General features: G+C 43.3%; 18 protein-coding genes. 5 read left to right on the forward strand and 13 right to left on the reverse strand.

Going from position 1 to position 20,317, the window contains the following annotated elements:
• Positions 1 to 91: 91 nt before the first annotated feature.
• From EXT48_RS19625 to EXT48_RS19640, 4 genes are read right to left on the reverse strand one after another with little or no spacing between them, the layout of a single operon-like run.
• Entirely contained in the window at positions 92 to 1,570 is a 1,479-nt protein-coding gene (locus tag EXT48_RS19625; RefSeq protein WP_130165471.1) for a deoxyribodipyrimidine photo-lyase, read from the reverse strand.
• Positions 1,563 to 1,892: a hypothetical protein gene (locus EXT48_RS19630; protein ID WP_130165472.1), complete on the reverse strand. Its 330-nt coding sequence runs from the start codon at positions 1,890 to 1,892 to the stop codon at positions 1,563 to 1,565. The genes EXT48_RS19625 and EXT48_RS19630 overlap by 8 nt, the downstream gene beginning before the upstream one ends.
• On the reverse strand, positions 1,885 to 2,148 hold the full coding sequence (locus EXT48_RS19635) for a DUF3081 family protein (RefSeq protein ID WP_010373027.1): 264 nt from the start codon (positions 2,146 to 2,148) through the stop codon (positions 1,885 to 1,887). The genes EXT48_RS19630 and EXT48_RS19635 overlap by 8 nt, the downstream gene beginning before the upstream one ends.
• Before the next feature lie 44 nt (positions 2,149 to 2,192).
• Positions 2,193 to 2,732 (reverse strand): isochorismatase family protein, encoded by a 540-nt coding sequence (locus tag EXT48_RS19640; protein WP_223193527.1) that lies wholly within the window; start codon positions 2,730 to 2,732, stop codon positions 2,193 to 2,195.
• Positions 2,733 to 2,833: 101 nt separating this feature from the next.
• Here EXT48_RS19640 and EXT48_RS19645 point away from each other — a divergent pair, with 101 nt between their 5' ends.
• Positions 2,834 to 3,787: a ribonuclease Z gene (locus EXT48_RS19645; RefSeq protein ID WP_205992120.1), complete on the forward strand. Its 954-nt coding sequence runs from the start codon at positions 2,834 to 2,836 to the stop codon at positions 3,785 to 3,787.
• On the opposite strand, the gene EXT48_RS19650 is transcribed toward EXT48_RS19645, so the two are convergent.
• Positions 3,784 to 5,097: a DUF2252 family protein gene (locus EXT48_RS19650; RefSeq protein WP_130165473.1), complete on the reverse strand. Its 1,314-nt coding sequence runs from the start codon at positions 5,095 to 5,097 to the stop codon at positions 3,784 to 3,786. The genes EXT48_RS19645 and EXT48_RS19650 overlap by 4 nt on opposite strands.
• Before the next feature lie 3 nt (positions 5,098 to 5,100).
• Positions 5,101 to 5,931 carry a polyphosphate kinase 2 family protein gene (locus EXT48_RS19655; RefSeq protein ID WP_130165474.1) on the reverse strand — a complete coding sequence of 277 codons (831 nt, stop codon included), beginning with the start codon at positions 5,929 to 5,931 and terminating at the stop codon, positions 5,101 to 5,103.
• 571 nt (positions 5,932 to 6,502) lie between these two features.
• Between EXT48_RS19655 and EXT48_RS19660 the strand changes: the two genes are divergently transcribed.
• Positions 6,503 to 9,406 (forward strand): hypothetical protein, encoded by a 2,904-nt coding sequence (locus EXT48_RS19660; protein WP_130165475.1) that lies wholly within the window; start codon positions 6,503 to 6,505, stop codon positions 9,404 to 9,406.
• Between the two features lie 24 nt (positions 9,407 to 9,430).
• On the opposite strand, the gene EXT48_RS19665 is transcribed toward EXT48_RS19660, so the two are convergent.
• Positions 9,431 to 10,372, reverse strand: a complete 942-nt coding sequence (locus EXT48_RS19665; RefSeq protein WP_130165476.1) for an SUMF1/EgtB/PvdO family nonheme iron enzyme — start codon at positions 10,370 to 10,372, stop codon at positions 9,431 to 9,433.
• A 145-nt stretch (positions 10,373 to 10,517) separates the two neighbouring features.
• On the reverse strand, positions 10,518 to 11,408 hold the full coding sequence (locus tag EXT48_RS19670; protein WP_239359063.1) for an SUMF1/EgtB/PvdO family nonheme iron enzyme: 891 nt from the start codon (positions 11,406 to 11,408) through the stop codon (positions 10,518 to 10,520).
• Positions 11,409 to 11,637: 229 nt separating this feature from the next.
• On the opposite strand from EXT48_RS19670, the gene EXT48_RS19675 reads away from it, so the two are divergent.
• A complete protein-coding gene (locus tag EXT48_RS19675; RefSeq protein ID WP_130165478.1) occupies positions 11,638 to 12,180 on the forward strand; it encodes a cysteine hydrolase family protein in 543 nt (180 codons plus the stop codon).
• 161 nt (positions 12,181 to 12,341) lie between these two features.
• Here the strand turns inward: EXT48_RS19675 and EXT48_RS19680 are convergent, their stop codons facing one another.
• Positions 12,342 to 12,701 (reverse strand): hypothetical protein, encoded by a 360-nt coding sequence (locus EXT48_RS19680; protein ID WP_130165479.1) that lies wholly within the window; start codon positions 12,699 to 12,701, stop codon positions 12,342 to 12,344.
• Between the two features lie 226 nt (positions 12,702 to 12,927).
• Between EXT48_RS19680 and EXT48_RS19685 the strand changes: the two genes are divergently transcribed.
• Positions 12,928 to 13,818: a hypothetical protein gene (locus EXT48_RS19685; protein ID WP_130165480.1), complete on the forward strand. Its 891-nt coding sequence runs from the start codon at positions 12,928 to 12,930 to the stop codon at positions 13,816 to 13,818.
• A 442-nt stretch (positions 13,819 to 14,260) separates the two neighbouring features.
• Here EXT48_RS19685 and EXT48_RS19690 read toward each other — a convergent pair whose 3' ends face one another.
• The 3 genes from EXT48_RS19690 to EXT48_RS19700 form a co-directional block, all read right to left on the reverse strand.
• On the reverse strand, positions 14,261 to 15,064 hold the full coding sequence (locus tag EXT48_RS19690) for a DUF1338 domain-containing protein (protein ID WP_130165481.1): 804 nt from the start codon (positions 15,062 to 15,064) through the stop codon (positions 14,261 to 14,263).
• A gap of 76 nt (positions 15,065 to 15,140) precedes the next feature.
• Positions 15,141 to 16,166 carry an arginine N-succinyltransferase gene (gene astA, locus EXT48_RS19695; RefSeq protein WP_130165482.1) on the reverse strand — a complete coding sequence of 342 codons (1,026 nt, stop codon included), beginning with the start codon at positions 16,164 to 16,166 and terminating at the stop codon, positions 15,141 to 15,143.
• Positions 16,167 to 16,196: 30 nt separating this feature from the next.
• Positions 16,197 to 17,402, reverse strand: coding sequence for an aspartate aminotransferase family protein (locus EXT48_RS19700; protein ID WP_130165483.1), 1,206 nt, complete (start codon positions 17,400 to 17,402; stop codon positions 16,197 to 16,199).
• Between the two features lie 184 nt (positions 17,403 to 17,586).
• Here EXT48_RS19700 and EXT48_RS19705 point away from each other — a divergent pair, with 184 nt between their 5' ends.
• Positions 17,587 to 18,015 carry an Lrp/AsnC family transcriptional regulator gene (locus EXT48_RS19705; protein WP_010372995.1) on the forward strand — a complete coding sequence of 143 codons (429 nt, stop codon included), beginning with the start codon at positions 17,587 to 17,589 and terminating at the stop codon, positions 18,013 to 18,015.
• Positions 18,016 to 18,151: 136 nt separating this feature from the next.
• On the opposite strand, the gene EXT48_RS19710 is transcribed toward EXT48_RS19705, so the two are convergent.
• A complete protein-coding gene (locus EXT48_RS19710) occupies positions 18,152 to 20,053 on the reverse strand; it encodes a bifunctional diguanylate cyclase/phosphodiesterase (RefSeq protein WP_130165484.1) in 1,902 nt (633 codons plus the stop codon).
• Positions 20,054 to 20,317: the final 264 nt, after the last annotated feature.

Raw genomic sequence — 20,317 nt, forward strand, 5'->3', positions numbered from 1 at the left:
CTTAGCATTTTTTTTACATGAGGTCATGCTTAAGCGGCTATTTGTCCTCTTTCTGGGTCGAAAGGCGGAACATTGTGCAAAAACAAATCAGTTAGAATAGTTTTAACTGATTTTTATCAGAACTTGCTTGTTTTTTGCGCCCACGACTTGAGCGGCGCCTTGAAGCGTGAGTGTGACGCACTCTGCCTGTTTCATTTTTATCTAGATGTTGTTTATAAAATGCAGAGATTTTTTCACGGGCAATTTTTGCTGCGTCATCGGGTAATATGGCTGGCCGCTGATATTGGTCTTCTTTTAAGCCAGTATAAAGCCAAGGCGTATGCAAGTAATGCGTTGGAACGTGATTGAGCTCAGGAATGTAGCGGCGAATGAATTGACCTTCTGGATCATATTTTTGCCCCTGGGTTATGGGGTTATAGATGCGAAACGGATTTATCCCAGTCGTGCCTGACTGCATTTGTACCTGAGGATAGTGGATCCCAGGTTCATAATCGACAAAAAGAGTGGCAAGTCTTGCAGCTGGTTGTTGCCAATCAAGCCACAGATGATAGCTTGAAAACGCCATCAGCATGGCGCGCATGCGAAAGTTTATCCAACCTGTGGTGATCAGCATTCGCATACAGGCATCAATAAAGGGGACGCCCGTGTTACCGTGAGCCCAAAGTTCAAAGCGTTGCGGATTAAATTCACTCGCACGCATAGCAATTAGGGATGCATGCACTGCACGCTCAGCATAAAGCGGTTCTGATTCGAGCTTTTGCACAAAGTGGCTATGCCAGTAAAGCCGTGATAAAAAACCGCTCTTATTGCGTTTTGAGTCAACATTTAAAGCAAGGGTTTGTTGTAAAACATCCCTGAGGCTTAGCACGCCATAGGCCAAATACGGACTGAGTCTGGAGCTACTATTTACAGCTTTTACCGGGCTTGAGATACCAAATAAATAGTTGTCTATCCTATAATTAAAAAAGCTATTCAAGGTTTGCTGCGCGGCTTTGAGTCCACCTAATTGTGGCTTTGGGGCTGAGTTGCTGTCATTACCAGGATAGTCATTTAAAAGTGCAATGCCACTATGTTGTTGCAGCAGTGAATTGATTTTTGAAGGAGTTGGTAGACAGTCGCTTTGCAGCCAGTCTTCGGCTTGCTGTTGCCACTTATCACGATTCACTTTTCCCCTGAATACGGCTTGTTGGCGATATTCTTCATACGTTACGTGTCTTTCTTTGCACCAGGCAATAACACGCAAATCGCGCGCAAATGTCCATGTATTCCCCGTTTCTTGATGGCAATAAAGGGTTGCTATCGCGATGTGTTGATGGATCTTTTCAAGTATTTCAATGATATCGCCCTGGCGAATCGTCAGCGTGCCACCTAAAAGCTGCAGCTGCTCAGCAAGGCTTAACAGCGACTCTTTTACAAATTGAAATTGTCTTTCGCTGGTATCGGGGAGTTGCCAATATTCGGGCTCAACAACATACAAGATCAGGGTTGGTCTGCCGTTATTACACGCTTCGTAAAGTGGTTTATGGTCGAACACTCTTAAGTCACGTTTGAGCCAAACGAGATTAATCATCTAACACCCCCTTAAACAATAAAGGGTAACGGCGTAGGCGTTTGCCGATGTAGTCGTCGGCGAGGATCTGCTGGCATATTCGCTCTACGTCATCGTCCACTGCAAACACCCAATCAAAGCGTTCGATGGCGAGCAAAAAGCCACGTTTTAAATAGCGTTGCTGGCGAAATTCATCGCAGTTCTGTTTGATTATCTTGAGTTTATTTGGATTTTCCCTGAGCGCTTCGACGACCTTACTTACATATGCGCGGGTTTGTTTGCTTTCAGGGTGGGGACGTCTAACGCGACGTCCTCGGTTGGTATTTGGATATAAGCTACTCATTCGCCTCTTTAAAAATGTAATCTAGCTTCTTAATGAAATCGTCTTTGTGCTTATCTTGTTCATAATCCAAGTGATAAGTATTATGAAACCCAGAGCGCAGTAACACGCCACTGCCTTGCAGGTATATGGTGTAACCATCTGGATCTGAATAGGCCACTATGCCCTCATAGCGTTTACCTTCTTCGGTTACTTCACCGTGCTTTTGAATATGCTCGAACACCGTTAACAAGAATTTGCTATCTAATTCATTTTTCATTGTTCACCTCGATACTTGGAATACGCTTTCACTGTGATAGCCGATCACTTAACTAACGCTGAAATTGCCTTAAATTGCTCATTCTTGGCCGATTTTAGCCACTGAAATAAAATAGACTCTAAAGCCAAAAAGCGTGCGCCATCTGCCTGCATCTGCATTAGCGCCCAATCTGTGTGTTTTGGATTACGTGAGCAAATACCATCGGCAACTATCACCACGTTGAAATTGTCCGCAAGCAGGTCATTGACGGTTTGTTGTACACAGATATGACTTTCGAGGCCAACCACGACGATGGTGTCGCGTTTATATTCTTGAATAGCTTGCTTGCAAGATTCAACATGGTAAGCACTAAACGCGGTTTTTTCGATAACCGGAAGATTAAATTCAAGTAAACTCGGTGCTGTATGGCCAAGCCCTTTGGGATATTGCTCAAAAATCAGTGCAGGAACAGACAAATGTTCTGCAGCTTGTAGCAGGGTGGTTACTTGGCGCTCAATATCGCCAAATACCTCAATATGAGGACGAAATTTTTCTTGAATATCGATCACCAAGATCATGCTGTCCGAAGGTATCAAATTCATCATCTTCTCCTTAGAGATTACGTTGCAAGGCGAGCACGCGCTTCGCTATTACGTTATTTATTCGTTACAATGGTATACCCACTTAAAAAGTAAACGGTTTTGGCGTGAAAGTACATTTTCTTGGCACTTCTTCAGGTAGCCCATCTAAACAACGTAATATGTCGGCAGCGGCAGTAAGCTTTGAAAATACCAAAGCCTGGGTACTAATTGACTGCGCCGAAGCGACCCAGCATGCGCTGCTGCACAGTGAGTTAACCCTATATCATCTCGAAGCGATTTGTATTACCCACCTTCATGGGGATCATTGCTATGGATTACCCGGACTCATTTCATCCATGGCATTAAACTCTCGCAAAGCGCCGCTAAAATTAATTGCGCCGAGGGCCGTTATTCAGTTTGTGCAAAGCTGTTTTACACTGACAGAGGTGAGACTAAGTTTTGACTTAATCACCATCGCCTTTGAAGAAATAAACGATAAGCTACCGCTTGAAAGTTGCGATATCGAAACCATAGCGCTACAACACAGAGTGCCCAGTGCTGGCTATAAGCTCACGGAAAAGTGCATTCCTCGCAAGTTAAAAATAGATAAACTTCAGCAAGATGGCATTGCGTCTGGCGGCCACTACAACCTGTTGCAAAAGGGCCAGGACGTAGAATACCAAGGCCGACTTTTAACCTCGGATGACTACAGTTTTTATAGTTGGCAACCTCGAGTTGCAATAATTTGTGGTGATAACGAAAAGCCCGGCTTGCTATCGCAGATGATAAAAGGGGTCGATTTGCTTGTTCATGAAGCTACCTTTACCGCTGCAGATCTTCATAAAGTGGGATTTCATACAGGACATAGCGATGCCAAGCGCATCGCTCAGTTTGCACAATTACATCAAGTGCCCATGCTCGCGCTCACTCACTTTAGCGTGCGCTATCATGGTGAGGGCATGCTGCAGCCTCTTATTGAAGAGGCCAAGTTGCACTTTAGCAATGCACTCATCATCGCAGAGGATGGTCTGATTGTAGACATTCCAAAGCAAAAGCAAGTTGAGTGCGCAACTGCTTAGCTCTGGGATTGCTCGCAAAACCAATGCCAATCGGCTACGACTTGCGCGCTGTAATGACTGGCCGATTTGACCAATTCATCGATGAGACTAGGCAAAATGGCTACGGCATCTTCTTGAAATTGTAAGGATCGTCTATCTGCTCGCATATGTGAAAGGGCAAGTGCTTCACCGCATGCTTCTGCATATTGGCTAAAGCCCGACTTAGTCGCTGCACGCTTACCAATGGTGATGTCTTCTGGGTCTATACCAACGCGAGCATGATGGCGCGAGCGTACCAGCCAATGGCTGCCTTGCCACAATGCATTATCTAAAATGAGATCGGTACGGCGCTGCATTTTTCTTTGACTGTTGACGGTTAAGTGTGCGGGATCTAAGCGATTCACTGGGCTTAAATTTACAAAGTAAGCCAGAGGCGAAGCGAGTTGCTGTTGTTTTACCTCCACAATGTGACATAGCGGCAAAATATCTTTAGTGGGCTTTTGTACGTTTGGGCCAACCAACAAGTAATATCTGCTCAGATGCAATGAGCCTGTGCCTTGGTCGATACGCTCAACACAATCTAAAATTTCGTCATCAACATAGGGCGCAAAGTGATGAATAAGGTTTTCTTTTAAATCGGAGTCAAGTTGCTTAAACTTCAGTTTGTCTTCGCGAAAACGCAGCGGCTTAATGCTGAGGTCGATTTCCTTTGCGAGCGTGCTTTTTATCGTAAACGCGGCACCACCCGCCATTCTTTGTAACCCTTTTTGCCATCGTTTATGCAGTATATGATTATTATCAAATTCGGTTAAGCCTGTGTTGCTATCGACCTTATGTTCCAGCGACAACTGACAGGCTTTTAGGTAGCTGTGTAAAAAGTCCAATTGTGCTTGGGCAACCAGCTCTTTACTTACCAAAGGTTTACTTCGGTCTTTAATATCCTGAGCTTGCTCTTGAATACGCCCACCTTCTAGTTGGGTAAGCGGTAAACTCACTAAAAAGCGAAACAGGTCCCACACAGCGTGTCCGACGCAGGCATCATCGAAGTCATTAGGTTCAAAAATTAGGGTATCGCCGTGGCTGCCTTCTTCACTATGAAAGCCAAAATTGCCCGTATGACAATCGCCCATTACGTAGGTGAGTGGCAGGCTGGTGGCCGCTTCAGGTAACTGTAGTTGTTGCTCCAGTAAGTCCTTATACATAAGCGCGGCACTACCACGGAAGAACCGAAATGGACTGAGTCTCATTTTGTCGAATTTACTGCACTCATTGCTTACGTGAATGCCTTCCCGCTCATTAAAGTAAGATGCAAGATAGTCGTGACGATTCATGGATTAGTCCTCCCTTTGAACAATACCCAATTGAGATTCTGCCAGTTTTACAACGGCTTTATCGATAGGTGGGGGACTAATATCAACCCCCTTGCTTAACGCTTCGACAATGGTTTTCATCACTTGTACGCGGGCATACCATTTATGTTCCGCGAGGATCAAATGCCAATCCGCTAAATTGGTATCGGTTTTAGCAAACATATCATCAATTGCTTGCTCATAATCTTGTCGCTTTTGGCGGTTGCGAATATCTTCTTTCGTTAGTTTCCAGCGCTTATACGGATTATTTAAACGCTCTGTAAAGCGTTTGAGTTGTTCGTCTTCGCTAATGTGTAAAAATAGCTTAACAATGCGGACGTTATCATCTGTCAGCAGACGCTCAAATTCATTGATTTCTTGATAGGCGCGGTGCCACTCTTGCTCATTAGCAAATGCTTCAACCCGTTCTACCAACACTCGGCCGTAGTATGAACGGTCAAAAATAGTCATAGTGCCCCGAGGTGGTAGCTTAGTTTGAAAGCGATACAGGTAATGCCGGCCTTGTTCCTCCGGTGTTGGTTTTGCGATTGGGTAGACCTTAACGCCGCGCGGATCGAGCTTTTCTGTCATGCGGCGAATCGCGCCTCCTTTACCAGCCGCATCCCAGCCTTCAAACACTAAAATAGCGCGCTTTCCTTGATGAAAATAGGCTTGTTGCACATGTAATAGTTGGGTTTGCCAGTACTTTAACTCGCTTTTGTAGTGTTTTTTTGAATCAATAGCAGGATGTGTTATGGGTGGCTTAACACTTAGCCCGCGATTTAGCGCCTTTATTTCTGATACATAACTGGTCATGCTAACTCCTTTAATCGCCTTTGGTTAAGTTGGCCCTGTTGTTGTCAAAGTGCTGTTCAACGCGAAAATATTACCGCACCAACTAACTTTTGAGCGTGTTAGAGTAACCTAGATTAAACTCTACAGGGACTTTTTGACAATGATATGTCATACCACTTTATCTTACACTTCCTTAATTTGAGGGAGCTAATCAGGCGCTAACGGCGTTAAAAATTTCTCATCATTTAGAACAGGTAAATAACCTGAGCTTCGGATAATTAATGCCTTTCTAGCAGCCAGTTTTAGCGCTAACTGCGTTGAATTCACTTCCAATAGCAAGCTATTGGTGCGTAAATTCGCCTAATTACCCCTAAAACTCTCTGGCTAGACAAGGAAATAATTTAATATTATTTTAAAAACAATTAGTTAGTTCATTTCTTATCCAAACCTCAGGTTAAATAGCAAAATTTTTCCTTGATTGAATAACTGACTCCATCAGTATAAAATCTACCCCGAATACTATCTCGCGCTCATTGATGAGTAGCAAAGTGCATTGATGAGGAACAACCGGAATAAACAAGGAAGGATTGGCATGAAGCCTTTTGACAAGTGGCCTGCGCTTGTGCAAGACGCACAGCAAGGTACATTCGATGATTCACTTTTTCAGTCAGATTCAGACGTAAAAAATTCGGCACAACCAACCAAGTTGCCGATGGCTAAAGTGCCCACCATCATTCTTAAAGCACTTAACCCCCATCACACTGACTATATTCGTATTGACCCAAAAGAAGCTCGTTACTGGCATGGTGGACTTCATCACCATGACGATAGACAACTACTTGTTATTTCAAATAACCAAGCACAACGTCTCAAAACGGTTTCTCAAGGCAATATAAAGGAGATCTTTGCGTTTATTAAAAAGTCAGCGCTTGAGGCTAAAGTGGAAGGTCAGTTCAGTTCTAGTGGCAGTAAAGGCTTCTCGGGTGGGGCGGGAGAGTTAAGCCAAAACGGTGCACATTTAGGTGCTGCAGCTAAATATGCTGCTACAAGCGATTACTCAAAAAATGATGGTGTGGGCTTCAATAGCAGCCAAGGAGCAGGTACAACGCGACCGTCAATGGGTAAGAGTAACGCTGGCATTAAAAAAACACCCACTAAGCTAGAAAGTACAGCACAACCCATAGATACTATTGCGCCATCTGTCATTATTGGTCAACCTAATCCAAAGCAAATCGTAAAACTAGAGCAAAACCAAGCCACTAAAAGACGTTTTGCAAATCATGTATTAGGGCCGGGAGAAACTGCCGCGAGTGTTGTCGAGCAGTATACTGGCACACCAAATGAAAGCCGTATATATGGCTTCAACCATCCTCAGTTTACTATAAAAAATCCTCCCAAAGCGGGTGATAAAGTCAGGGTGAATACCGGCTTTGACGTATTAGTTAAAGGACAATTTTATAACAGCAACAGCGTTAACTTAATCTGGAAAGGGCCAACGTCAGGTTCAAAATCAGCCATATTGGAGCAAGTTAATGGCAACTACATACCAGACAGAGGTTATGATTGGGAGTTGGCGCTACCGCTTGTGGCGGGGGAATACACATTAACCGCTGAAGCCGGAGGTGCGACGCACTCCGTGAGTTTTTCGGTTGAAGAATCCGAAGACCAACTGGAAATTATTGATTTTATATATATTCCAGAAGATAACAGCTTTATAGCGGTCACCCAGTCACTTGCCGATATTTTAGAGCAAGAAATGGAAGTACTTAACCCTCCCATGGAGCAGTTAAAGCAAGCGCTGGCTGGACAACAAGACCTCTCGAAACAAGATGATAAAGTAATTGACGCAAAAAAGGCGTTAAACGAGACCCTAAAACCACTTGTTTCAGGCCCTACCGCTAATAAGATTACCGAAGTCATTGGCTTTAAAGGCCGAAAGTATACCTATGTGCGTAGTGATAAAATGGCAAACCACTTTAGACGCTATAAAATTGATACGGACATTCGAAACGGTCGTCGTTTTAGCGATGCGAATGGCAACTTAGACCGTAAGAAACTGAACAAAGCGCTTAAAAATGATTTGAGCAAGCTAAAGGTCAATTTTAAGTATGATAAGAAGCTCGTCGACACGTATACAACCATATGGGGCGAATGGGCTAGGGAGCTTAATAAAGATCTAAATATAAAAAGGTTTGAAAAAAGCGACTATTTTGATGCCAGTGCAGAGGCGCGATTAATGCGCTATACCCATGGTGCAGGCATTGCGGCAAACTTTAGCCCAAAGGATGGTGTCTTTTCATTTCAAGCTGATGGCAAAGTCGATTTTGCAGTTGGTGAAGCAAAAGCAGCAATGAGTGGTTACTACCCTAATAAAAATGGGTATGAATTTAAGTTTATGATGCCACTTAAAAATACGACCAAAGAGCGTGAGATAAACTTAGGCGCGATCCGATTAAATGCGACCATTGCCCTTTTTGGCTATGCAGGAGCGAAATTACAAGCGGCGGCAAATGTAGGCTGCACAGTAAAGCAAGGTAAAATGATGCTTGAGGGATTAACCCCTGAACAAGTAAAAGCACTTAGCCGCGCCGATCGCAAGTTTGAACCTGTAAAAGGCGAGCTCAGTGCATTTGCTGGGGTATCCGCAGGCTGTGAGTTAACAGGTGCTTTGCAATGGGATAACCCAGAAAAATCTGGTAAATCTAGCTTTTGTGATTTAGCTAAATTAGGTGGAAAGGCAGAAGGCGCATTTGGCGCCGGTGCACATGCCGGGTGTTTTATTGGTTATGAAGACGGAAGGTTTATACTTCGCGCGAAATTGGGACTTATCTGGGGCGTAGGTGCTGGCGGAGAGTTAGTCTGTGAGATAGGTGTCGATGAAATCGTCACGCTTGCCCAATTTGTTTATCACCAGCTTAAAAATAATGATTATGATTATCTCGAGTTTATACAGCCATTGGCATTTAACGTGCTTTATAAAGCAGTAGCCATGCATATAGCAACAGGTAAAGATATTACTGAGTTTGTTGGTGGAACTGCTAAAGACATAGATGAATGGTGGCGAACTAAAGTAATAATTCATGAACAAGCCAAGGCTATCATGCAAAGAGTTGAACAAGCACCCGAAATGTTGAAGTTTACGGTACCTGAGTCCAAGGGGGCATTTCTAAACTTATTAGCGAACCCTAACCTCGCTAGCCTTATCGACTCAGATACCTACAGCTGGCAGGGCTTAAATGAGCAGCGCGAAAATACGATTATTATCATACTCAAGCATATACTTTGCACAGAGGAATTAGACGAAGTGTTGCAGCATATGGGTAAAGGAGGAACTAAGTGTAGCCAAGAAGAGGGCTTATCTCAGCTTAATAGTATTTTAGAAGGTGCTCAGCAGCGAGAGTTTGATGCATGGCGACGCAAACTACCAAGCCGAGCTCGCTCCGGTTCGGTTGCTGTCGCGATGCTTAATATCAGTCCATTTGTAGCACTGGCATAACAGCGTATGAGCAACCAAAGTTAGCTACTTTGGTTGCTCATTTAAAGGCATAGACTGATTGAGCACGCAGCGAAATCCAGTTGCCCTGTATGCCTTTTTTAGTTTCTCAGATTCTTGCCGTGTATATACATTACTGCCGCGGGGAGACTCTAAAAACATCCCGCCACGCATGACCTTTTTTGTGCCTTCTTTTGGCCCTTTAGGATCCTGTTCTGGGGAGTGTTGATAGTAATCCTCAGCCCACCAGTCATTGACCCATTCAATCATATTGCCGCTTAAGTCATAAAACCCCAATGGGTTAGGTGGATAGGTGCCACTAATATGCGGTTCAGGCTCTTCGGCGAGAGAGTAATTTACACCGAGTTCAAGCATACCAGTATTGGTGGCAAACAAAATGTTTTCACCACGGTTTCGTGCTGCAAATTCCCACTGTGCTTCGGTTGGTAAATCAATTGGGAGTTGTGTGAGTTTTGCCAGCCATAAGCAATAGTTCTTGGCATCATACCAGTTCACCCCCGCAGAGAATTCAGGTGCACGCCAAATTTCGTCTTTATCCCATTTTGTCCACATGGTTCTTGGTAGGTCGTTTACCGCGGTATATAAATCAAAATCGCCATAGCTTACCTCATAAGCGCCCATCGAATAGCTGGTAAGGGTCACCTTATGAGCGGGTTTATTATCGCGGGCTATGGTCCAAGGTAAGTTATTTGGACCACCGCCATCGCCCATCATAAAGCTGCCGCCTTCGACAAACACCATTTGGGCTTTAGTGCGCTCAATCAGTGCTTGCACTTGTTTGTCTTGCTCGCCAGTAAGCGCGTCTATTTGTTGGCCAAGGTCTTCGCACCCAGTCATTACCACACACAGTACTGCGAGGCTGGGAACGGCTGTGTATTTATTGGTGATAATATTGCGGCGGTTAATGTTGGCAAAGTGGGGGAGTGAATGTATCCGTTTATTTTCCATATGGTGACTTTCCGTATGTTACTTATTTATCCTTAGTGCAGCTCAAGCATACCAAGCGTACAGGCGAAATCAAAATTGCCACAGCATAAAGTTAGTAGTTTGAATAAACGCTGACTTTTACGGTGATAAATGCGATGGCAATGAGCTAGTTAATTGATTGAACAGGAATTGGCTTCGCTTGATTTAGAGCACAACGAAAACCTTTAGCACGATACGCTTCATCAAGCTCATCTGACTCTTGCCGTGTATATACATTACTACCGCGAGGAGACTCTAAAAATCTTCCTCCTCGCATAACCTTTTTTGTGCCTTCTTTTGGCCCTTTAGGATCCAGTTCTGGTGAGTGTTGATAGTAATCCTCAGCCCACCAGTCATTGACCCACTCAATCATATTGCCGCTTAAGTCATAAAACCCTAATGGGTTAGGAGGATAGGTTCCACTAATATGCGGTTCAGGCTCTTCGGCGAGAGAGTAATTTACACCGAGTTCAAGCATACCAGTGTTGGTGGCAAACAAAATATTTTTACCACGGTTTCGTGCTGCAAACTCCCATTGTGCCTCAGTGGGTAAATCAATTGGGAGCTGTGTGAGTTTTGCCAGCCATGAACAATAGTTTTTTGCGTCATACCAACTCACTCCCGCAGGGAATTCAGGGGCGCGCCAGAATTCATCTTTATCCCATTTTGTCCACATGGTTTTTGGTAGGTCGTTTACCGCGGTGTATAAATCAAAATCGCCATAGCTTACCTCATAAGCGCCCATCGAATAGCTGGTAAGGGTCACCTTATGAGCGGGTTTATTGTCGCGGGCTATGGTCCAAGGCAAGTTATTTGGACCACCGCCATCGCCCATCATAAAGCTGCCGCTTTCAACAAATACCATTTGGGCTTTAGTGCGCTTAATAAGTGCTTGTACTTGTTTGTCTTGTTCGCCAGTAAGCACGTCTATTTGTTGGCTTAGGTCGTCACACCCGCTTATGACCAAGCATAGTAATGTCGCTAAAGGGGGTAATATCTGGTGATCAATCTTGTCCATAAGTGTGCTATCCATAAGGTATTTGCATACACATTTATCATAACTTGTTTAGCTGTATTGAAACATAGCCAATGTGGCAGTAAGACCAATGTATAAATATTAACATGACAATATAACGCTTGTAATTTATATTGCTTGGGCACTACAACCCTTTGAAAGAATGAATGCTGTTCAAGGTGTTGGCGGCTTTTGAATTTATAAGCAAGATTATGCCCAAAAAGAGTATGCTATGAAATCTGCAGTATTGGTAATTGATGTACAGAGCCTTTTATTCGATCCAGAGCCCAAACCGTATGCAAGTGAAGAGGTGTTAAGCCAAATTAACTTAGTGACAGATTGGGCTCGAAAGCAAGGCGTGCCAGTGATCTATATTCAACATGAGCAAAACGGTACTGCGATTGAGTATGGTAGTGAAGGTTGGCAATTACAGTCAGTACTTCAAGTTGACGCCAATGATCAGTTCGTGCGTAAAACCACCCCAGATTCATTTTTAAACACAAATCTGTCTAACATACTTGAAGAACATGGAACTCAACATATTTATGTTTGTGGTTATGCTACAGAGTTTTGTGTTGATACAACGAGTCGGCGAGCCGCGGGTTTGGGTTATGCAGTTACAATAGTGGCGGATGCCCATACCACACATTGCAAAAAGCACATGTCAGGTGAACAAATAAGAATACATCATAATGCCACACTGCCAAGTATCTCCAGTTTTGGAGTGAAAATATCCGCGGTGTCTACTGCCAAAATTATTGCTTTAGGTGACTGATACAGTCTAGTTTTGTTGAGGGATTACCATTTCCTGTCACTGTTTTCACTTACTCGTCCTAATGACCGGCTGTTAAGGGTTATACATGTTATTACACAAGTGTGAAGCAAACCGGAAACGGTCCTCCTATAAGTTTTAATCTAAGCCTTTGAACCAATGGACTATTCAATCCACATCCATGCAATTAAAGGCGGGGTAGTCGCGTTTTTAAATGTGATATTAATTACGATATCGTCCTGTGTGTTCTCGTATTTCGCTGCAAATATCAGCATTGGATCCTGACCTCTTCGAAGAGACGCTAACAAGGTTTTAGATTTTAAGCGGCCAAGCTGCGGCGCGATTTCGCGGTATGCCCGCAAAAATCCCTCCTCAGAAACCTTTTTGGCTAAGTCGGTGGTTATTACAGATAAATATGCTTGATAGTTTCCTCTCTCATGCGCTTTCAAAGCGCTGTCGACAACAGGCATAAGAAGGCGAAGTGCCTCTTCTTCTGTTGAACCAAACGTTCCAAAATAATTCATAACTATTATCCTTGTCTAATCCTACTGGTTTTTCACCAACAGGTAATGAATATAAGCAATATTTTTAAGTGTCTCAAACACTGTAAAAGTCTAATTACCTATTTCAATTGTGGAGTTAATACTTTTATACTAGGGTCTGTTGTTCTTTGCTGCTGCAAAAACAAACTTGAAAGATAAACAGGCCCTAACTTACGAGTAAGCAACGTTATTTAATAAGGAGATAGTAATGAATGCTTATAATATCGAAATATTGAAACAATCCATTGACGATAAAACACGCTTTGATGGCTGGGTATTTGGTTTGCCTCCTGGAATTAAAGCCAATCAATGGCCGCTGGACCCACATACCGGCTACCCGCTAAAACACAGCTTTACACTAAGATTGCCAGAGGGCTATCGCACTGATGAGAATGCATTTGCGGTGAGCTTTTTTGCAATCGCGGTTGATCACAATGATGGCGGGCCTGAATATATTGAAGGGTTAGAAGAGGCGTTATTTGCTGAGCAGTTGCCAGATGAACCGCTATTCAAACCCTTTTGGCAGGCGATGCAAACGGTTCATCCTAGCTGTAAGTTTGCAGCGGATACGCTAGATTGTTATTACGCAACGCTCCTGCTTAGTGAAGCTGAGTTTTACGGCGAGCTCTGTTCACCGCCAACTATTATTGAACGACATTTTGAAGATGATGTTTGCGTCCCTGAATGGTTAGTCGAGGGTGGGGCGAGTTGCTTTTGGAAAATGAACTATTCCCAGTACCTCAGTTTGCCAGCTGAAGAGTACCAAATATATCGCGAGCTTGGTGGAATTCCCCCAGAAACAGTGAGTTTTAACCGTGCAATTACGCTTGTTGCCAACCCTAGTGATCCTAATGCGGGTAAGACGCCCAGCGAATATGAAGATACAGGTTATATTGACCCGTACGAAGGCGACCCTGAGTGGTTAGAGAGTGTTTCGCCAAACCATTTAGGCGGGACGAGTTTAAACGGTCAAGGGATCCCAGATTTTCTTACACCTTACTACATCGAATTCGAAGAGATCTTAGGTGGGCATAACTTTGGCGGAGGGATAGGTATGCTTGATTTGGTAAACCGCGAGTTTGATTGGAGTTGTGGCTAATATTAACTAATACCAATTTATCTTAATACTTGCTCAATTTGAAGGAGTAAATCTGACGCTAACGGCGTTAAAAATTTCTTATTTAGAACAACTAAATAACCTGAGCTGCGGATAATTAATGCCTTTCTAGCAGCCAGTTTTAGCGCTAACTGCGTTGATTTCACTTCCAATAGCCAGCTATTGGTGCGTAAATTCGCCTTGTTTTCCCTAAAACTCTCTGGCTAGACAAGGAAAAAACTAAGTTGTTCTTTAAAAGCAATGGGTTGGAACATTTCTTATCCAAATCTCAGGTTAAATAGCAAAAGTTTTGCCTAGTTATCGACAAGATTTTCTCGCCTCAAAATAGCGCACTTAATTAAGCAAATTGGTATAAAAAAGCAGCCATAAAGGCTGCTTTACAATTTGGGCAGAGTGCTTAGGCAAGCACTGATTTTAAACGCGATTATCTTGCGTTAGTACTTTCAAAGATTTTGTCAGCAGAAGCTGCAACAAAACCGGTATAGATCTCGCCGTCAGGCTTGGCATAACGCAGAGCAAACTCATAGAAGCAGCTTGGAATGCTAAATTCACCGTCGTTAAACTGCACGTTTTGGTGATCAGCAAGCGTTGAAGATTGTTCTAGTAACACTTCTGGAGAGCCTTTGATCTCGCCACCTGATGTGTTTAGTTCAAAACCGTTGTCTTTGAGCGCTTGGTTTACAGCTTCAATTGTGGTGAAGTTCTTCAGGTAGTTGATGCTTACCGTGAAATGGTTTGCACGGTAGCCCCATGCAGACATCCATGCGGCATACTCGCTCTCAGCGAGTAGCTTTTTGTATGTCTCGTGAGAAACGCGCCAGTGGGTGCCAGAGTACAGGAAGTTTTTAGCTGTTACTGCTGCCTCGTCTATTTGCTCAACCATGTCTTTAACGATAGCTTGTAGTTCTTCTGAACACTTTTCAACGAGCAGCTCAGAGATAAACACCTTTGGCTTAGTTGGATCTTGGTGTTCATAGTGCTTGGCATAAAGCTTTTTCGCTTCAAAATGGTATTCGCCACACTCGGTGTAACCTACTGCTTTAAAATGTGCAGCGAGCTTTTCTAGACCTACTTTTTCAATATTAAAGGTACGCAATGCGATGTGGTCATTGATCACGTCGTCTTTTTGCGTTGAGCCGAGAAGTTCATGAACTTTAACTGCAGAAGGTGTTACTTCTAGGTAGTTGTCCCACAGGTGTTCAAATAGTGTATCTACGTTGTTGTGCATAATGGTTTCCTAATTTTTTGTCTTGGTGACAGCTTGTTAAACTTTATACCAATTGGTATCAGCACGACATTGAAATCTATAGTTTAAATGCGTTTATCAGTTCACCTTGAGTGACATCAAGCGCATTGGCCACCTCCGTGGTCAGCTGAATTTTTTCTTCTGCTTCGCACAGATAAGCCTGATCGGTAAACGTGGCTTTAAACGCGTCTAATCGACCATTTGAAATAGCAAGACTAGGGAGCTTGTCAGGTAGCGAAGCGACTATTTCAACCTCACCTTTAAACGACTCTCTAACCGTTCTAATGTTGTCTAGTTTGGCTTCTACCGTTGGACCCGCGTCGAACAAGTCAACATAGCCACGGTGTTCAAACCCTTCTTTTTGCAATAAACGCAAAGCAGGCTTGGTTTTCTCGTGCACTTTACCTATCACAGCTTGTGCTTCTGGACTTAGTAGGTTTGCATAGATGGGATACTTGGGCATAAGTTCACAAATAAAAACTTTGTCCCCGAGACCGACCAAGTGATCTGCTTGCGGAAATTCAATGCTAAAAAAGTGCTCTTGCAGCCACTGCCAAAATGGCGAATGGCCATGTTCGTCACTTACACCACGCATTTCTGCAATAACGGTATCGCTAAAACGCTCAGCATGTTCCGCCATAAATAAGAAACGGCTTCTTGAAAGAAAGCGACCAGCTAACCCTTGGCGATGACCTTCACGTAAAAATAGCGTGCAGATCTCAGAGCTTCCGGTGTAGTCGTTACACATCGATAGAATATCAACGGTATTATAGACACCCAAAGTTCTTGAGTGATGTACTGTTTTGCCAAGATGATAGTGATATAAAGGCACAGACATACCGACCGCTGCTTCAATCGCAGTGGTGCCTATAATTTCGCCCGTTTGTGTGTCTTCAAGAACGAATAAATAGCCTTCGTCGTATGGTTTTGATACTGACTTCGCAAAGCTTTCAACCGAGCGGTTAATTTTATTAGACAACAATTCGTCATCTACTGGCAGTGAGGTAAACCCATGGCCAGATTCAACCGCAATGGTTTTTAGCGCGTCGAAGTCAGTTTTTTGTATTGGTCTTAATACTAACATGAGAAAGAGGAGACCGAGGTCCCCAGCTCCTTAGCCGTTTACTACTGCAGCAACCGCTTGTTCAAAGCGTGCTAGACCTTCTTGGATCTCTTCATCAGTGATCACAAGAGAAGGCGTAAAACGAACTACGTTAGTGCCAGCAACTAACGACATTAAACCGTGCTCTGCACTTGCTACCAGGAAGTCGCGTGCACGGCCTTCAAATTTATCATTGAGTACTGCACCAAGAAGAAGACCTTTACCGCGCACTTCAGAAAATACATTGTATTTGTCGTTAATAGCATTTAGGCCATCTCTGAATAGTTGTTCTTTGGTTTTTACGCCAGCTAACACCGATTCTGTATTTACTGTGTCAAATGCAGCTTCCGCTACCGCGCAGGCTAGTGGATTACCACCATAAGTTGAGCCATGGGTGCCTACTTTAAGGTGAGCTGCAATTTCAGTGGTAGTAAGCATCGCGCCAATCGGGAAACCGCCACCTAGTGCTTTTGCGCTAGTTAGGATATCAGGTGTTACACCCAGTCCTTGATAAGCATATAGATCACCAGTTCGGCCAACACCCGTTTGTACTTCATCAAAAATAAGTAGCGCGTTGTGCTTATCACATAGTTCGCGCACAGCTTGGACAAACTCAGCATTTGGAGAAATGATCCCGCCTTCACCTTGAAGCGGTTCCATCATGACTGCGCAAGTGTTGTCTGAGATTGTTTTTTCAAATGCAGCTAAATCGTTATAGTCGATATGAGTGATATCAGCAGGTTTTGGACCAAAACCATCAGAATAGGCTGCTTGACCACCAACCGTTACCGTGAAGAAAGTACGACCATGGAAGCCTTTGTTGAATGCGATAATTTGCGTTTTTTCTGCACCAAATTTATCCAGTGCCCAACGACGCGCAAGTTTAAGTGCCGCTTCGTTTGCTTCAGCGCCTGAGTTTGCGAAATAGACTTTTTCTGCGAACGTTGCATCAGTTAACTTTTTGGCAAGGCGAAGCGCAGGCTCGTTGGTCATCACATTTGATAAGTGCCAAATTTTTTCGCCTTGCTCTTTAAGTGCAGAGACGAGCGCAGGGTGACAATGGCCTAGACAGTTTACGGCGATACCGCCTGCAAAATCGATGAACTCTTTACCTGTCTGATCCCATACGCGAGAGCCTTGGCCTTTAACAGGAATAACGGCTGACGGGTTGTAGTTTGGAACCATGACTTCATCGAATAATTCGCGATTTGCTTGCATGACGCTTTCTCCTAAATTGTTATCATTGTGCGGTATTACTGTCGGGCAGAAGCTGATTACTTGTTGTTCTGCTCACAGCCAACTTGCTATTTCTTCATTATTACGCGCTTTTGTAATAATTTGCAGTGCAATAATTCACATATTTGCTATCATTTATGTCAAATTAACATGGTTAAATTGCAAAATGATTAGTTCACAAGATGAAAAGCTCATTGCACTGTTGCGTAACAATGCACGAGAGAGCATCTCTGAGTTGGCACGTAAGTTAGACCTATCCAGAACCACAGTACAAAATCGTATCGCAAAATTAGAGCAAAATGGAGTAATTAAAGGCTATCGCGTAGAGTTCGCGGAGCAGTATATGGACGATTTAGTATCGGCACACGTTTCTATTAAAGTAAAACAAAAACTCACGACAAAGGCGAATTTAGCATTGCAGCAGTTGCCAAATGTTTCTGCGCTTTATGCCATTAGTGGGGAATATGACTTGATTGCTATTGTTGAAGCACAGAGTTTGGAGCAGTTGAGTCATCTGCTGGATGAAATCGGTAATTTAGAGGGGATTGAGCGTACCAACTCGTCGGTTATCCTAGAAACCAAATTTAAGCGATAAATAACCTTACCTAGTCTGGATAAATACTGTGGGCGTTCATCACGATCCGCCAAGCACCCACTTTTAGCATAATAGGTTGCCTAGCGTGGAAGGTGCAGTATATAGCTCTCTTTTTTCGCTTAACTATTAACAGCAGCTACCCAACTTGCTCTGGTAACCAAATGCTGGTGCCGGTGGCTGCGATATGATTCACATTGCCATTTAGCACTTTGCTACCTACATTATTTGAGCTTTCAGGCCGGCTAACTAAATACCCCTGTACACAGCTAATTCCTAAGTTTTTAACTAGTTCAAATTGTTCGGTTTGTTCAACGCCCTCGGCAACAATCTTTAATTCTAACTGTTGTCCAAGTTCGCTGATGGAATTGAGGATCTTACGATACTTAGGGTTGCTATTGGCTTGAGTGATAAACAGTTTATCGATTTTTATTACATCTATAGGTAAATCGGCGAGGGTGCTTAGTGAGCTAAAACCTGTGCCAAAGTCGTCAATCGCGACACTTATTCCTGCATCTCGGCATTGTTGCAATTGTGAAATCGTTTCATTGCTGGCCTTGATAAGAGTGGATTCAGTGATCTCCAACATCAAAGCGGTGGCTGGTAAGCCGGTTTTCTCTAGGGCAGCATTTACCCATTCAAAGACCTTTCTGTGCTTTAACTGTATTCCAGAAACATTAACCGAGATCTTTACCTTTTTCATCCCTGCATTATGCCATGCACACATTTGCCTACACGACTCAAGTAGGATCCAATCACCAAGCTCTAAAATTAAATTAGACTCTTCTGCAATTGGAATAAATTCGGCTGGTGGAATTTGTCCTTCTATTGGGTGGTTCCAACGAATAAGCGCCTCAAAATAGTCGATAGCACAATCTTCAACATGCACTATTGGTTGGAATGACAGATAAAAGCTTTGCGCAGAGATAGCGAGTCGTAACTCTTCTAGGAGGTAGTGATAACGTCGCATTTTCGACCCCATTTCGGGGGAATAAACTTTAAAAATTCCACGACCATCCGTTTTTGCTCTATACATGGCAACATCAGCCATCTGCAATAACGAGTTCGGAGTTGCTGCACTATCTGGGTATACCGCGATACCGATACTTGCTCCAATTTTGACAAGCTTATTGCCAAGCAAGAAATCACGCTCTATATCACTAAGAATGGACTGGGCGATTTCTGTGCACAAACTTGGATTGTTTAATTTGGGAATAAATAGCGAAAATTCATCGCCGCCGAGTCTTGAAAGGTTTTGTTCAAGGCTATGAATAGGGTGGCGATCTTCTAAACCATATTGGCGAACCACTTTTGAGAGCCGAGCAGCAACTTGGATCAGAATTTCGTCGCCAAAACTGTGGCCAAATGAATCATTAACTTGTTTAAAGCCGTCCAAATCAATAAATAGCAGGCCACATTTTTGTTGCGCCAACTCAGCTTGCTTTAACTTTGCCTCAATATGGTCAATATATGCATGTCTATCTATAAGCTTTGTGAGCTTGTCTTGAAAAATTTGAGACTCTGAATGGCGTTTTACGCGAGCAAGATGGCTAGACAAGTCGTGGATCGCGTGGCTGAGCTTGGCTAGAGAGGACTTATGATGTAGTGGCGCACTATCAACCTCTAGACGTGTCAATATTCCTCCAACGTCCTTATTCACCTCGCTAATATCTTCATCTTGATTACGGTAGCGGCGCTCTGATTTAAAAAGATACGCAACAATCGCGAGTAAAGTTGCAATTGAAATGAGAGTGATTGGAGAAGTAAATACGGCATACCAGACTGTATTTACATCCAGATATTTGGGTATTCCGAGTGTTGACTCTACCGCAACATAAGTGTGGTTTCCGTTTGCTGCAAAGTTCAAACCGTGCAGTAGTGGGGAATACCAAGGTGATACCATTGATACTGTAAGTTGCTCATTTAACGGGGTTGTAGCGATCAGCTCAAGCACGTGGGCCTTAAAAGACAGATGCAGCAATATGACAACAAATAATGTGCCCAGAAGTAGGGTACTTGTTAGTCTTATCGCGTTTGGCATGAATAGGCTTTCCTTAGTAATTCAGACTCTTGCATATTACGGAGTAATTGAATGCAGATGCGATCTTCATCGCAAAAAATGTAAACTGAAATTATAGTTGCTAACCTAGTTTTTTACACACTTTAGCATTCAGTTGCAAACTTCATCGTGCAAAAGTACTAAAAATTTCACTTTGCAGACTGCTTTATATGAGCGGGATCAATTATTAGTTAAATTCACTTTACATGATAACCATTCTTAACTAGCTTTCTTGTTGACTCTTAA

The sequence above is a fragment of the Pseudoalteromonas sp. CO348 genome (assembly GCF_004208845.1).
In the GTDB taxonomy this organism is placed as follows: Bacteria; Pseudomonadota; Gammaproteobacteria; order Enterobacterales; family Alteromonadaceae; genus Pseudoalteromonas; species Pseudoalteromonas maricaloris.

Excerpts from the sequence above, each read along its gene's own strand:
- EXT48_RS19660 (WP_130165475.1), top strand. The coding sequence starts at position 6,503 with ATGAAGCCTTTTGACAAGTGGCCTGCGCTTGTGCAAGACGCACAGCAA.
- EXT48_RS19665 (WP_130165476.1), bottom strand. The coding sequence starts at position 10,372 with ATGGAAAATAAACGGATACATTCACTCCCCCACTTTGCCAACATTAAC.
- EXT48_RS19700 (WP_130165483.1), bottom strand. The coding sequence starts at position 17,402 with ATGCAAGCAAATCGCGAATTATTCGATGAAGTCATGGTTCCAAACTAC.
- EXT48_RS19690 (WP_130165481.1), bottom strand. The coding sequence starts at position 15,064 with ATGCACAACAACGTAGATACACTATTTGAACACCTGTGGGACAACTAC.
- astA (WP_130165482.1), bottom strand. The coding sequence starts at position 16,166 with ATGTTAGTATTAAGACCAATACAAAAAACTGACTTCGACGCGCTAAAA.
- EXT48_RS19705 (WP_010372995.1), top strand. The coding sequence starts at position 17,587 with ATGATTAGTTCACAAGATGAAAAGCTCATTGCACTGTTGCGTAACAAT.
- EXT48_RS19670 (WP_239359063.1), bottom strand. The coding sequence starts at position 11,408 with ATGGACAAGATTGATCACCAGATATTACCCCCTTTAGCGACATTACTA.
- EXT48_RS19635 (WP_010373027.1), bottom strand. The coding sequence starts at position 2,148 with ATGAAAAATGAATTAGATAGCAAATTCTTGTTAACGGTGTTCGAGCAT.
- EXT48_RS19680 (WP_130165479.1), bottom strand. The coding sequence starts at position 12,701 with ATGAATTATTTTGGAACGTTTGGTTCAACAGAAGAAGAGGCACTTCGC.
- EXT48_RS19655 (WP_130165474.1), bottom strand. The coding sequence starts at position 5,931 with ATGACCAGTTATGTATCAGAAATAAAGGCGCTAAATCGCGGGCTAAGT.
- EXT48_RS19675 (WP_130165478.1), top strand. The coding sequence starts at position 11,638 with ATGAAATCTGCAGTATTGGTAATTGATGTACAGAGCCTTTTATTCGAT.
- EXT48_RS19710 (WP_130165484.1), bottom strand. The coding sequence starts at position 20,053 with ATGCCAAACGCGATAAGACTAACAAGTACCCTACTTCTGGGCACATTA.
- EXT48_RS19630 (WP_130165472.1), bottom strand. The coding sequence starts at position 1,892 with ATGAGTAGCTTATATCCAAATACCAACCGAGGACGTCGCGTTAGACGT.
- EXT48_RS19650 (WP_130165473.1), bottom strand. The coding sequence starts at position 5,097 with ATGAATCGTCACGACTATCTTGCATCTTACTTTAATGAGCGGGAAGGC.
- EXT48_RS19640 (WP_223193527.1), bottom strand. The coding sequence starts at position 2,732 with ATGATGAATTTGATACCTTCGGACAGCATGATCTTGGTGATCGATATT.
- EXT48_RS19685 (WP_130165480.1), top strand. The coding sequence starts at position 12,928 with ATGAATGCTTATAATATCGAAATATTGAAACAATCCATTGACGATAAA.
- EXT48_RS19625 (WP_130165471.1), bottom strand. The coding sequence starts at position 1,570 with ATGATTAATCTCGTTTGGCTCAAACGTGACTTAAGAGTGTTCGACCAT.